Origin of the sequence: Microbacterium aurantiacum, from assembly GCF_031625015.1 — a bacterium.
Lineage (GTDB): Bacteria > Actinomycetota > Actinomycetes > Actinomycetales > Microbacteriaceae > Microbacterium > Microbacterium aurantiacum.
In genome coordinates, this window is the sequence record NZ_JAHWXH010000001.1 from 1,271,254 (window position 1) to 1,285,633 (window position 14,380).

A 14,380-nucleotide genomic window follows, 5' to 3' on the forward strand; every position below is an offset into this window, starting at 1 on the left:
GGGTTGCGGCGGGAGGGAGGCCGAATCCGGCCGGACGGCGCCGGATCAGAGGAGTTCGGCCCGCGGCGCCGCGCAGCGAGTCCGGAGTGCAAGCGTTTGCGGGGTGGCGGACGGGAACGAGCATGTGAGCGAGAACACCGCAGGATGAGAGGCTTCTCATGATGTAAGCGCTTGCATTCGCGTGCGAGGCCGGGATACGGTCACTCCCAGCCGGAGGCACGAGGCTGTGCCGCCGGTTCCGCTCCCACCACTCCCCAGGAGTCTTTGTGTCGATGACGACCCCCTCGCGCGCGCGCCGCGCACTCGCCTCCCTCGCGACCGCCGCGCTCGTCCTGACCGCGGGGGTTTCGTCCCTCGCCGTCCCCGCGATCGCCGCGCCCGCGGCCGCCGCCGCGGACCGCACCGTCGCCCTCGTCGGGTCGCTGCAGAGCGAGCTCGGCTGCAGCGCCGACTGGCAGCCCGAGTGCGACGCCACCGAGCTCGCCCCGACCGGCGACGACGGCCGGTACGCCGCAGAGTTCGAGGTCCCGGCCGGTACGTGGGAGTACAAGGTCGCGTTCGACGACGCCTGGGACGAGGCGTACGGGCTCGACGGCACCGACGCGAACATCCCCTTGACGATCGCGGGCCCCGCCCAGCTCCGGTTCGTCTTCGACGCGAACCTTCAGCGGGTCGGCGTCGAGGCGCTCGCCCTGGACGGCGACTACACCGACGCCGACGACGCGCTGGTGGCCGAGCCGGTCCGCCAGCCGGGCTCGGAGGAGCAGTTCTACTTCGTCATGACCGACCGGTTCGCCAACGGTGACCCGTCCAACGACACCGGCGGTTTCGAGGGCGACCGCCTCGCCACCGGCCTCGATCCGTCGGATTCCGGCTTCTACCACGGCGGTGACATCGCCGGTCTCCGCCAGAACCTCGACTACATCGAGGGGCTCGGCACGAGCGCGATCTGGCTGACCCCCAGCTTCATGAACAAGCCCGTCCAGGGCGTCGGGGCCGACGCCTCGGCCGGCTACCACGGCTACTGGATCACGGACTTCACGCGCATCGACCCGCACCTCGGCACCAACGAGGAGCTCGCGGCCTTCATCGAGGACGCCCACGCGCGCGACATCAAGGTCTACTTCGACATCATCACCAACCACACCGCCGACGTCATCACCTACGCCGAGGGCCGCTACTCGTACGTCGATCAGGCGACGCGTCCGTACCGGGATGCCGAGGGCAACGACTTCGACCCGGCGACGTACGCGGGCACCGACTCCTTCCCCGCGCTCGACCCCGCGACCTCGTTCCCGTACACCCCCGTCATCGCGCCGGAGGAGGCGGAGGTCAAGGTCCCGGCGTGGCTCAACGACCCGACGCTGTACCACAACCGCGGCGACTCGACCTGGGCGGGGGAGTCGGTCACCTACGGCGACTTCGTCGGTCTCGACGACCTCATGACCGAGCACCCCACCGTGGTGAACGGCTTCGTGGAGGTGTATCAGGACTGGGTCGACCTCGGCATCGACGGGTTCCGCATCGACACCGTCAAGCACGTCAACACCGAGTTCTGGGAGACCTGGACCACCGAGGTCCTGGACTACGCCCGTGCGCAGGGCAAGCCCGACTTCTTCATGTTCGGCGAGGTGTACGACGGAGACCCCGCCAAGCTCGCGCCCTACGTCCGCGGCACCGACATGAACTCCGTCCTCGACTTCGCCTTCCAGGGCGCGGCCTCCTCCTTCGCCGGCGGCGGCAAGCCCACGGGCCTGTCGACGCTCTTCGCGGGCGATGACCGCTACACGACCCCGGATTCCTCCGCGACGGCCCTGCCGACCTTCCTCGGCAATCACGACATGGGCCGCATCGGACACTTCCTCAGCGGCAAGGGCGACGTGCTCCAGCGCGACCGTCTCGCGCACGAGCTGATGTTCCTCACCCGCGGCCAGCCGGTGATCTACTACGGCGACGAGCAGGGCTTCGCCGGCAACGGCGGCGACCGAGCCGCGCGCCAGTCGCTCTTCGCCAGCCAGGTCGCCGAGTACACCGAGCAGTCACTCGTGACGGGCGAGACCGTCGGCGCGCAGGACCGCTACGACACGGAGGCTCCGCTCTACACCGACATCGCGGCGCTCTCGCAGCTGCGGGCCGAGCATCCGACCCTCACCACCGGTGCGCAGGTCGAGCGTCACGCCGACGACGCCGCGGGGATCTACGCGTTCTCCCGCGTCGACCCGACCGAGCGCGTCGAGTACCTCGTCGCGATCAACAACGCCACGACCGAGGTATCCGTCGCCCTGTCGACCCTGACCGCGGACGCCTCCTACGCCCCGGTCTACGGCGACGCCGAGGCTCTCGCGACGGATGCCGCCGCCGGGGTGTCGGTGACCGTGCCGCCGCTGTCCGCCGTGGTCTGGCAGGCCGATCGCACCGTGTCGGCACCGGCCGAGGCCGCGCCGCTGACGGTGTCGGTCCCCACCGCGGGGGCCGGTCTCTCCGGAAGCGCCCCGATCGCCGCCTCCGCGGATGACGCGTGGCGTCAGACCGCGTTCGCGTGGCGCGTCGTCGGCGGCGACGACTGGCAGCCGCTCGGCGTGGCCGAGGACGTCGACCCGCGCGTGTTCCACGACGTCGACGACCTCGCTCCCGGAACGCTCATCGAGTACCGCGCGGTGTCGACGGATGCCGCGGGTGCGCGGTCGGCCGCATCGACCTACGCCTCGGTCGGCAACCGCGTCGACCTCGGCGTCGTCGAGGAGGAGCCCGAGGGCCCCGGGGAGATCGAGCCGCAGGAGCCGACCGTCTACGGCGCGGTCAGTGTTCCCGGAAGCCTCAACAGCGAGGCCGGATGCCCGGACGACTGGCAGCCGGGGTGCGACGCGGTGCAGATGATCCAGGTCGACGGCATCTGGACGTTGCGCCTCGACGACCTGGCGGCCGGCGACTACGAGTACAAGATCGCCACCGAGAAGAGCTGGGACGAGAACTACGGCGCCGGTGGCGTCCTCAACGGCCCGAACATCACCCTCGCCCACGCGGGCGGACCGATCGAGTTCTTCTTCGACCCGCGCACCAAGAACGTCACCTCCACCGCGGACGGCCCCGTCATCACCCTCCCCGGCTCGTTCCAGAGCGAGCTCGGCTGCCCGGCCGACTGGTCGCCGGCGTGCCTGGCGAGCATGATGTTCGACCGCGACGGCGACGGCGTCTTCCAGTTCACCACCGACGACCTGCCGACCGGCTCGTACGAGGTCAAGGTCGCACACGACCGCGGCTGGGACGAGAATTACGGCGCGGACGGCGCCCCCGGCGGCTCGAACATCACCTTCCGCGCCACCGAAGGGAAGGTCACCACGTTCCGCTACGACATCGCCTCGCATCGCCTCACTGTCCGCTCCACCGACAGCGCGGTCGACGGACTCGGCGAGCTCCGCGCCCACTGGATCGACCAGGCCACGATCGCCGTGCCGAGCGACCTCGGGTCCGCGGCGGCGGGTGCCGTGTGGGAGCTGTACGGATCGGCGGATGCCGGTCTCTCGCTCGAAGGCGCCGAGATCCGCGGGGGCGACCCCCTCGCGCTCTCGGTGATCGACGGCGGCCTCACCGAAGAGCAGCGCTCCCGGTTCCCGGCGCTCGCCGCGTACACCGCGCTGCGGCTGGACGACGTCGATCGCGAGACCGTCGCCGACCTCCTGACGGGGCAGCTCGCCCTCGCCCAGCGGACCGCGAACGGCGCGGTGTCGGCGTTCACCGGCATCCAGATCCCGGGCGTCCTCGACGACCTCTATGCGGATGCGGTGCGCGACCTGCCGCTCGGGGTGACGTTCTCCGGGAAGAAGCCCACGTTCCGCCTCTGGGCCCCCACGGCGCAGTCCGCGACCCTCCTGACATGGGATGCCGGGTCCACCGGCGACCCCGTGCGGCACGAGGCGCGGCGGGACGCGGCATCCGGATCCTGGACTGTCGAGGGTGGAGCGAAGCTCCGCGGCGACGAGTACCTGTGGGAGGTCGTGGTCTACGCCCCGACGACCGGGGCGATCGAGACGAACCTCGTCACCGACCCCTCCTCGGTGGCCCTCACGACGAACTCCGAGCGCTCGGTCGCGATCGACCTGGCCGACAAGGCCTTCCGGCCGAAGGCGTGGGAGAAGACGGCGGCGCCGAAGATCGACCGCCCCGTGGACCGCGCGATCTACGAGCTGCACATCCGCGACTTCTCGATCACCGACACCACCGTCCCCGAGGACGAGCGCGGCACGTACCGGGCGTTCACGCGGGCCGGGAGTGCCGGAATGACCCAGCTCGCCGAGCTGGCGGATGCCGGGATCAACACCGTGCACCTCCTGCCCTCGTTCGACATCGCCACGATCGAGGAGGACCGTGCCGCGCAGGCCGTGCCCGACTGCGACCTCGCGTCGTTCGCGCCGGACTCCGACCGGCAGCAGGCCTGCATCGACGCCGTCCGCGACGCCGACGGCTTCAACTGGGGCTACGACCCGTTCCACTTCTTCGCACCGGAGGGGTCGTACGCGACCGATCCCGAGGGAGGGGCGCGCGTGGCGGAGTTCCGCGACATGGTCGGGGCCCTGCACGCCACGGGTCTGCAGGTCGTGCTCGACCAGGTCTACAACCACACCGCCCAGTCGGGTCAGGGCGAGCGCTCGGTCCTCGACCGCGTCGTCCCCGGCTACTACCACCGCCTGAACGCGGCGGGCGGCGTGGAGACCTCGACCTGCTGCGAGAACGTCGCCACCGAGCACGAGGTCGCTGAGAAGCTCATGGTGGACGCGGTCGTCATGTGGGCGCGCGACTACAAGGTCGACGGATTCCGCTTCGACCTCATGGGGCACCACTCGCGCGACAACATGCTCGCCGTGCGCGCTGCGCTGGACGAGTTGACGCTGAAGAAGGACGGCGTCGACGGGAAGAGCGTCTACCTCTACGGCGAGGGCTGGAACTTCGGCGAGGTGGCCGACAACGCCCTGTTCGAGCAGGCCACGCAAGGGCAGCTCGGCGGCACCGGCATCGGCACGTTCAACGACCGTCTCCGCGACGGTGTGCACGGCGGCAGCCCGGTCGACGGCTCGTCGACGCTCGACCAGGGCTTCGGCACCGGCCTCGGTACGGATCCCAACGGGTCGCCCGTCGACCCGGCCGACCGCACGCTCGGTCAGCAGACCGACCTCGTCAAGCTCGGGCTCGCCGGGAACCTCCGCGACTTCACGTTCACGGCATCCGACGGGTCCGTGAAGCGGGGCGACGACGTCGACTACAACGGCTCGGCCGCCGGCTACGCCGACCAGCCGGACGAAGTGATCACCTACGTCGACGCGCACGACAACGAGACGCTCTACGACCTGTCGGTGCTGAAGCTGCCGGTGGAGACCTCGATGGCCGACCGGGTGCGGATGAACACCGTCTCGCTCGCGACCGTCGCTCTGGCGCAGACGCCCGCGTTCTGGCACGCCGGCACGGAGCTGCTGCGCTCGAAGTCGCTCGATCGCAACAGCTACAACTCCGGCGACTGGTTCAACCGGATCGACTGGACCGGGACCGAGTCGACCTTCGGGTCGGGTCTGCCCCCTCGCACCGACAACGAGGAGAAGTGGCCGCTGATGGCGCCGCTCCTGGCGAACCCGGCACTGAAGCCCGCGGCATCCGACATCGCCGCGGCGGAGTCGGCGGCGCTGGACCTCCTGCGGGTGCGGTCGGAGGTCGGACTCCTGCGTCTCGGGTCGGCGGATCTCATCACCGAGAAGGTCTCGTTCCCCGGTGGGGGAGCGGATGCCGCACCCGGCGTCATCACGATGGTGATCGACGACCGGATCGGCGCCGGAGTCGATGACGAGCTCGCCGGGGCGCTGGTGGTCTTCAACGCCTCGCCGGAGCCGGTCACCCAGACCGTCGACGCGCTCGCCGGTCGGGACTTCGCCCTGACTCCGGCGCTCGCGAACGGCGCCGACCCGGTGGTGAAGACCACGACGTGGGATGCCGCCTCGGGAACGGTGACGGTGCCCGCGCGCTCGGTCGCGGTGCTCACCGAGGCGGAGATCGTGCCGGTCGCCACGACCGTCGTGGCGGTGCCGGATCGGTTCGTCGTCCCCGTCGGCAAGGCCGTCTCGGTCAGCGGCGCGGTCTTCGCGCGCGACCGGACCGCGCCCGTCGGTACGGTGACGATCACCGACGCGGGGAAGACCGTGGCGACCGTCGCAGTGACGGCCGACACCAACGGCCGCTTCCGCGTGACCCTGCCGCCGCTGTCGCGCGGACTGCACCTGCTGCGGGTGTCGTTCACCGGCGCGTCGGGCTACGAGGACTCGCGCATGGTGGTTCCGCTGCCGGTCATCGCGCGCTGACGCGCTCTGCCGGAAACACCTCGGCCCCCTCACCATCGCGGTGAGGGGGCCGAGGTGTTTCTCGCGTCAGCGACCGGGGCGCAGAGTGCTCCGGCGGGTGACGAGGAGGAGACCGCCGAGTGCGGCCGCCAGGGCTGCGCCGAGGGCGACGCCCCACGGCGCGGTCACGCCGGTCACCGCGAGGGAGCCTCCCGGTGTGGTCGACACGGGCGTGGTGCCGGTGCCCGTTCCGGAACCGGCACCCGGAGTGGTGCCCGTTCCGGTTCCCGGGTCGGTCCCGTCACCGGGCGTGGTGCCGGGGTCGGTTCCGTCGCCGGGTTCGGTGCCGTCGCCGGGGTCGGTCCCGTCACCCGGATCGGTGCCCGGGTCCGTGCCGTCGCCCGGGTCGGTGCCGTCGCCGGGGTCGGTGCCGTCGCCCGGGTCCGTCCCATCGCCCGGGTCGGTCCCGTCGCCCGGGTCCGTCCCGTCGCCCGGGTCCGTCCCATCACCGGGGTCGGTTCCATCTCCCGGGTCCGTTCCGTCGTCCACGCGCAGCTCGCCGAACGGCACGCGGAGCGTCGAGGTGGCGAAGTCCACGGTCGAGGGCGACATCCCGAGCACGTTCCAGATCTCGAGCTTGATCGATCCGCCGTCCATGTTCCCGAGGGTGCCGTCTGCGGTCTCGATCGGTCGGTTCGTCGAGGTGTACCTCTCGAAGCCGACCAGCGGGTCGGTCGCGAAGTATCCGTAGGTCTCCACGCGATCCCACTCGCCGTCGCCCTCGAGGTCGTACGAGACCCGCGCGCGGGTGCCGTTGCCGACGCCTTCGCCGGCATCGATGCCCAGATCGAAGCTCGTGCGGAGTCCGCCGAAGCGACCCGTAAGGTTCTCCGCGGTCACGACGTACCCCGTGGAGGCGTCGCCCACCGCGTCGGCACCGACGCGTGCGCCGATCTCACCGACACCGGTTCCGGGGGTGGTGGTGAATCCGTCTGCGCCGAGGTGGAGCACGGTCGCCGCCGGAGCCGGGGGCTCGGTGGGGGTTCCCGGATCCTCGGTGCCCGACGGGGCGCCGCCGCCGGTGAAGGTGTGCGCACCCGTCGCGGCGGTCTGACCCGCGGCGACGTCGAGCACGGTGCCGTCCGAGAAGGTCACCCGCAGCGCCTCGCCGGTGACGTTGGCGGCGGTGTAGGTCCGCGCGCCGTCCTTGACGAACACCGCGGCGTTCGGGTGGTCGGCGGTGACGGTGGTGTCCAGCGTTCCGAGCGTGGCGAGGTTCGCGATCCAGTGGTAGGTGTGGGCGCGGCTTTCGCCCTCTTCCGCGGGGTACTCGCGGTCGCCGTCGAGCTCCGCCAGGGCGCGGTCGCCGTCGCCGAGGGCGAGGTAGGACCACAGGATGTCTTGCCAGACCGTCGGGTTGCCGCGGTTCACGGTGACCATCTCGTCGAAGTTCTCCACCACGTCGTCCGGACGGAGTCCGAGGTAGAGGTGTCCGCCCGTGATCGGCAGGGTGTTGATGCCCTGGATCATCTCCGCCTCGGCGCTGAACCAGGTGGCGTACGCGCCGCCGCTGCCCCAGATCATGCCGACCGTGGAGTGCCCGAATCCGTCCGGCATCGCGCCGGCCTCGTCGAACCAGTACTGCTGGATCGCCGCGGACTGCGTCGCATAGAGGTAGATGCCGGCATCCCTCGTCTCGGTGTCGCCGGTGGCCAGACCCCACTGGATCAGCCCGTTCGCGAAGTTCTGACCCTCGGAGCTGGACTCCTGGTTGTTGCCGTTCACGAACGACCCGTGACCCGACGCCCAGTCGTGACCGGCGTAGATGTCGAAGTCGCGCATGTACGGGTAGCGGGTGTCGTCCCGGTCGAAGCCGTTGGCGTCGGCGATGAGCTCGTCCACCATGGCGCCGTACGCCTCGTCCTCGGCCCACTGCGGGTCGAAGCGCGCGAGGGTCGCGGCCGCGAGGATGTAGTAGCCGTAGTGGAAGTGGTGATCGTTGAGTTCCTTGTCCGAACCGTACGACGCGGGGAACCCGACCAGAGTGCCCCAGTTCTCGTTGTAGGCGAACACCTGCTCGGTCTCGCCGGGATCGGCGGTGAACCAGTCGGTGAGCGTCTCCTCGATCTGGGCGAGCGCGGTGTCGCGGACGGCGGTCCGGTCGAGCTGATCGGCGATCTCGACGATGCGCACCGCGCGGCCGAGGGCCTTGCCCGTCCAGTAGGTGTCGTCGGCGTCGATGCTCATCGGGTCGGCGGCCTCGGCATCCAGCAGCGCGTCCAGGCGTGCGTTGGCGTCGCCCTCCGCGGTCGCGATCGCCGGGAGTTCGGGGAGCACGCCCGTGAACGGCGTGTCGGTGGTGAAGGAGGTCGCTCCGACCAGCGTCGTCATCGCGCCGCGCGCGGAGACGAAGTCACGGTCGGATGCCGCACCCGCGGAGGGCCCGTCGCCGGTGGCTCCGGCGAGGTAGGCGCTCTGGTGCGGGTAGAGGGCGACCACGGTGCCGCGGTCGGTGCCCTCGCGGGCGACCGTCTCGAACGAGTAGACCGTGCGGACGTTCCGCGTGGCCTCGTCGTACGCGTAGTCCGCGCGGGTGCCGACGACCTGGGCGTAGGCGTACGGTGCGTAGTCGTCCGCGTACGCGGTGCGGGTGTCGTCGGTGTCGCCGGGAGCGGTGGGCAGGACGGCGACCGACAGGTAGCCCGCGCCGGCGAGGGAGCTCTTCAGCGTCCCGCCACCGGTGGTCCAGGTCGATCCCGAGGGGGCGAAGGCGACGTAGTCAGCGCCGCCGGCCGAGAATCCGACGCGCTCGCCGTCGGTGAGCCAGACGCGCAGATCCGCGGCGCCGCTGATGAGGGCGTCGCCGCCCTCCATCTCGAACCAGGTGAACGGCATGCCGTGCCCGATCGTGGCGGTCATCGAGCGCGTGCCGTCCGTCCACGACGGGGTGACCGTCCAGTCGGACCAGTCGGCGACCTCGACGACGGGGGCGTTCATGCCCTCGACCCCGATGATGAGGTCCTGCTGGTACGGAAAGTGGAACTCTCCGATGCCGCCGGGCGTGCCGTAGAGCGTCGGGGTCTGGGTGTATGAGAAGCCCATGCCACCGGGGGACGGCTTGTACGAGAGCGGGTGCGCGTGCAGCGGCTCGCTCATCGAGCAGTTGAACTTCTTGAACGACAGCGAGGACCACCAGTCGTTCGTCGGCACGGCGCCGCCCGGTGCGTCATCGGTGATGAACGCGCGGGCGTCGGTGGCGAGCGCGCCGCAGCCTTCCGGAGCCGGGCCGACCTGATCGGTGGTGAAGCTGCCCGAGCCGGTGGGGACGGGCGCGGCGTGCGCGGCGGTCACTCCGACGGAGGAGAGCGCCAGGACGGTGCTGGTGACGGCGGCCAGGAGCCACCGCGGGGACGTGCGGACGGGGGAGTCGTTCGATCGCGGTCGCGATCCGCGCGTGTGCGGAAGGGACATCGCATCCTCTCGCGGGCGCACGCCGACGACGGCGCCCGAACACGCCTGACCGCGCCCCGAGAGGCACGACAGACTCGCGTCCGTCGCGTCGGTCCTCTTTGCCCGACGTCTTTGGGAGCGCTCCCGCAACCCTCGCATGGGAGCGCTCCCGCGTCAACCGACGGGCTCGAATTCGCAACAGATGGATCCCATAGCGGTTGCTAGGGCATCCATGTAAAATCTCCACAGTGACAATGTCGTCCCACGAGGAAGCAGCATCATGACCATGGAAATGTCCATCGCGGCCACATCCGGCGCGACCGAATCCGCCCCCGCGCTGTCCGCCGAAGACCGCGCTGCGATTCTGGAAGCGGTGCGGGACTTCGCCGCCGCCGAGCTCGCCCCGCACGCGCTGGAGTGGGATCTCGCCGGGCACTTCCCGCGCGAGACACTCGAGCGGGCCGGCGAGCTGGGACTCGGTGGGATCTACGTCCGTGAGGACGTCGGCGGCACCGGCCTCGGCCGCCGCGATGCGGTCGCGATCTTCGAGGAGCTCGCCCAGGGCGATCCCTCGGTCGCCGCTTTCGTGACGATCCACAACATGGTCGCCTGGATGATCGACACGTACGGCAGCGAGGTGCAGCGTCGCCGGTTCCTGCCCGAGCTCACCGCCATGCGCGGCTTCGGCAGCTACTGCCTCACCGAGCCCGGTGCGGGATCGGATGCCGCCGCCATCACCACCACCGCGATCCGCGACGGCGCGCACTACGTGCTCACGGGCGTCAAGCAGTTCATCTCCGGCGCGGGGGAGGCGTCCGTCTACGTGGTGATGGCCCGCACCGGCGAACCGGGTGCCCGCGGCATCTCCGCATTCCTCGTCCCGGGGGACGCCGAGGGACTGTCGTTCGGGCCGAACGAGAAGAAGATGGGGTGGAAGGCGCAGCCCACCCGGCAGGTCATCCTCGACGAGGTGCGCGTGGACGCCGACGCGGTGCTCGGCACCGAGGGGCGCGGGTTCGCGATGGCGATGTCGGCGCTCGACGGCGGGCGGCTGAACATCGCGGCGTGCTCGCTCGGCGGGGCGCAGTGGGCGCTGGATCGCGCGACGCGGTACGTCCACGAGAGGTTCACGTTCGGCGAGCCCCTCGCCGAGAAGCAGTCGGTCGTCTTCACCCTCGCCGACCTGGCCACCGAGCTCCGCGCCGCCCGTGCTCTCGTCCGGGATGCGGCGGCGGCGCTGGATGCCCGCGAACCGGATGCCGGGATGCAGTGCGCCATGGCCAAACGCTTCGCCACCGACGTCGGGTTCCGCGTCGCCAACGACGCCCTCCAGCTCCACGGCGGGTACGGCTACCTGCACGAGTACGGCATCGAGAAGGTGGTGCGCGACCTCCGGGTCCACCAGATCCTCGAGGGCACGAATGAGATCATGCGCGTCGTCATCGGCCGACACCTCCTCGGGGCCTGACATGCGCGTCGCCTTCCTCGGCCTCGGCCACATGGGACTCCCGATGGCGGTGAACCTCCATCGCGCCGGACACCGGGTGGTCGGCTTCGACGTGGCGGATCGGGCTCGGGACGCCGCGCGGGACGCGGGACTGGAGGTCGCCGACTCCGCCCTCGCCGCCGTTCGCGAGGCGGGGGCGGAGGTCGTTGTGACGATGTTCCAGAACGGCGCGCAGGTGCTCGCGGCCTACGCGGGTGTGGGCGGTGAACCCGGGATCTGCGGCGTCGCGGCGCCGGGGACGCTGTTCGTGGACTGCTCCACCATCGCCGTCGACGACGCCCGGAGCGCGCACACCGTCGCCGAATCCGCCGGTCACCGCGCGCTGGACGCCCCGGTGTCCGGCGGAGTGGTGGGGGCCGAGGCGGGCACCCTGACCTTCATGGTCGGGGGTGCGGCATCCGATCTCGACGAGGTCCGCGCGCTCCTGGAAACCATGGGGCGACGTGTCGTCCACTGCGGCGGACCCGGCCTCGGACAGGCGGCGAAGATCTGCAACAACATGATCCTGGCGGTGTCGCAGATCGCCGTCGCGGAGGCGTTCGTCCTCGGCGAGAGCCTCGGGCTCGGCCACGCGGAACTGTACGACGTCGCCGCGCACGCGAGCGGGCAGTGCTGGGCCCTGACGGTGAACTGTCCGGTGCCCGGCCCGGTGCCGTCGAGCCCCGCGAACCGCGACTTCGCCCCCGGGTTCGCGGGCGCCCTCATGGACAAGGACCTCACGCTCGCAGCCCGGGCGATCGCCGACGCCGGTGTCTCGGCGCGCCTCGGATCCGCCGCCCACGAGATGTACCGCCGCTTCGCGGAGGGGGAGGGTGCCGGACGGGACTTCTCGGGCATCATCGAGACCATCCGCGCGCACAGCCGCGGAACCGAATCGCCCGACGACGCACGAGGAGCACCCCGATGACCGAGTACGACACGATCCTGGTCGACACGCGCGGACGCGTGGGGTGGATCACGCTGAACCGTCCCGAGGCGCTGAACGCCCTGAACGGCCGCCTCATGCATGAAGTCGTCGACGTCGCGATGCGGTTCGACGCCGATCCCGGGATCGGGGCGATCGTCGTGACCGGATCGGATCGGGCCTTCGCCGCCGGTGCCGACATCAAGGAGATGGAGGACAAGACCGGCCTCGACATGGTCATGGAGGACCACTTCGGCGGCTGGGCGCGGTTCGCGGCGCTGCGGACCCCCGTCATCGCCGCCGTCGCCGGGTACGCCCTCGGAGGCGGGTGCGAGCTGGCGATGATGTGCGACATCATCCTCGCCGCCGACACCGCGCGGTTCGGGCAGCCGGAGGTGAACCTCGGCGTCATCCCGGGGATGGGTGGGTCCCAGCGACTCGTCCGCGCGGTCGGACCCTACAAGGCCGCCGACCTCGTCCTCACCGGTCGGATGATGGATGCCGCGGAGGCCGAGCGCTCGGGTCTCGTCTCGCGGGTCGTCCCCGCCGGCGACCTGCTGACCGAGGCCGGTGCGGTCGCGGAGCAGATCGCCGCGAAGTCCCTGCCGTCGCTCTACGCCGCCACCGCGGTGCTGGATGCCGCGCAGGAGACGACCCTCGCCGAAGGACTGCGCCTCGAGCGCCACGTCTTCGCGAGCCTCTTCGACACGGAGGACCAGAAGGAGGGCATGGCCGCCTTCCGGGAGAAGCGCGCCGCGGAGTTCCGGCACCGGTGAGGGGCGTCGGGGTCGAGACGGGTCAGAGGGGGTCCGGCAGCGGGCGCGGATCGGTGAAGTCCCCCGCGGAACGCCGCAACCGCGCGATGATGCGGACGAGGTCGGTCACGTCCTGCTCGTCCAGCCCCGGCTGCGAGAAGACCTCCGCGTTCAGCGCCGCGGTCGCGTCCTCGACGACCGTCCGTCCGGATACGGTGAGCACGAGCATCGCGGCCCGGCGATCGGTCGGGTGCTGCTCCCGCACCAGCAGGCCGTCGCGCACCAGCCGGTCCACCGTGCTGCTGACGCTCGTCGGATGCACCTGCAGGCGCGCGATGGCGCTCGACATCGGCATCCGACCCTCGCGGGTGAAGCCGAGCAGCCGCAGCATCTCGTACCGCGCGAAGGAGAGGCCGAAGGGCTTCAGTGTCTGGTCGATGCGCGCGAACATCAGCTGCTGCGCACGGATGACGGAGGTCACCGCGGACATGCCGGCAGCGGCATCCGTCCAGCCGTGGTCCACCCACTGCCGCTTGGCCTCCGCGATCGGATCGACCGGAAGCGGTCCGTTCCTGGGCATGCGCACCTCCCGTCTCACCCACCACGCTAGCCCCCGGGGCGTCCTAGACTCGAGGGCACGAAGGAGCGGAGCATCATGAAGATCGTCGTCCTGGTCAAAGAGGTTCCGGATACCTGGGGGCAGCGCCGCCTCGATCTCCGGACGGGGCTCGCCGACCGCGCATCGAGCGACGCCGTGCTCGACGAGATCGGCGAGCGGGCCCTCGAGGTCGCGCTGTCATACGCCGACGCCCACGAGGGCACCGAGGTCGTCGTGATGTCGATGGCCCCGGACTCCGCGACGACGACCGTGCGGAAGGGCCTCGCGATGGGCGCCGCCTCCGCGGTGCAGATCGTCGACGAGGGCCTCCTCGGGGCCGATCTGGGCCTCACCGCCGAGGTCCTCGCCGCCGCCCTTCGGCGCACGGGTTTCGACCTCGTCGTGGCCGGCAACCTCTCCACCGACGGCGCCGGCGGTGTGCTCCCCGCGATGATCGCCGAGCTCCTGGACGTGCCCGCGGCGACGTCGCTGACCGAGGTCGAGATCACGGAGAGCGGGGAAGGCGGCGCGGTGCGCGGCATCCGTTCGTCCGACGGCGCGACGATGCGCGTCACGGCGCCGCTGCCGGCGGTCATCTCGATCACCGAGGCGCTGCCGGACGCCCGCTTCCCGAACTTCAAGGGGATCATGGCGGCGAAGAAGAAGCCGTTCGAGACCCTGTCGTGCGCCGACCTCGGCGTCGACCCGCACTCGCACGAGCATGCGCGGTCCATCGTCATCGGACTCGCCGAAAAGCCTCCGCGCGAGGCCGGCGTGAAGGTCGTCGACGACGGCACGGCGGCCGAACAGCTCGCAGACTTCCTCGCACAGAATCGGCTGGTGTGA

Annotated in this window: 7 protein-coding genes; 5 read left to right on the forward strand and 2 right to left on the reverse strand. The window is 71.0% G+C overall.

The window, feature by feature from the left end; genetic code table 11:
• Positions 1-272: 272 nt before the first annotated feature.
• A complete protein-coding gene (gene pulA / locus KZC50_RS06010) occupies positions 273-6,341 on the forward strand; it encodes a pullulanase-type alpha-1,6-glucosidase (RefSeq protein WP_310890988.1) in 6,069 nt (2,022 codons plus the stop codon).
• 66 nt (positions 6,342-6,407) lie between these two features.
• On the opposite strand, the gene KZC50_RS06015 is transcribed toward pulA, so the two are convergent.
• Positions 6,408-9,791: a glycosyl hydrolase gene (locus KZC50_RS06015; protein ID WP_310890989.1), complete on the reverse strand. Its 3,384-nt coding sequence runs from the start codon at positions 9,789-9,791 to the stop codon at positions 6,408-6,410.
• Positions 9,792-10,056: 265 nt separating this feature from the next.
• Here KZC50_RS06015 and KZC50_RS06020 point away from each other — a divergent pair, with 265 nt between their 5' ends.
• The 3 genes from KZC50_RS06020 to KZC50_RS06030 are packed head-to-tail and all read left to right on the forward strand — an operon-like array spanning position 10,057 to position 12,957.
• A complete protein-coding gene (locus KZC50_RS06020; protein WP_310891540.1) occupies positions 10,057-11,238 on the forward strand; it encodes an acyl-CoA dehydrogenase family protein in 1,182 nt (393 codons plus the stop codon).
• Position 11,239: 1 nt separating this feature from the next.
• The gene (mmsB, locus tag KZC50_RS06025; protein ID WP_310890990.1) at positions 11,240-12,184 is read left to right on the forward strand and encodes a 3-hydroxyisobutyrate dehydrogenase; all 945 of its coding nucleotides are present in this window, start codon (positions 11,240-11,242) and stop codon (positions 12,182-12,184) included.
• On the forward strand, positions 12,181-12,957 hold the full coding sequence (locus tag KZC50_RS06030) for an enoyl-CoA hydratase (protein ID WP_310890991.1): 777 nt from the start codon (positions 12,181-12,183) through the stop codon (positions 12,955-12,957). The genes mmsB and KZC50_RS06030 overlap by 4 nt, the downstream gene beginning before the upstream one ends.
• A gap of 22 nt (positions 12,958-12,979) precedes the next feature.
• Here KZC50_RS06030 and KZC50_RS06035 read toward each other — a convergent pair whose 3' ends face one another.
• On the reverse strand, positions 12,980-13,516 hold the full coding sequence (locus KZC50_RS06035) for a MarR family winged helix-turn-helix transcriptional regulator (protein WP_310890992.1): 537 nt from the start codon (positions 13,514-13,516) through the stop codon (positions 12,980-12,982).
• A 75-nt stretch (positions 13,517-13,591) separates the two neighbouring features.
• Here KZC50_RS06035 and KZC50_RS06040 point away from each other — a divergent pair, with 75 nt between their 5' ends.
• A complete protein-coding gene (locus KZC50_RS06040; RefSeq protein ID WP_310890994.1) occupies positions 13,592-14,380 on the forward strand; it encodes an electron transfer flavoprotein subunit beta/FixA family protein in 789 nt (262 codons plus the stop codon).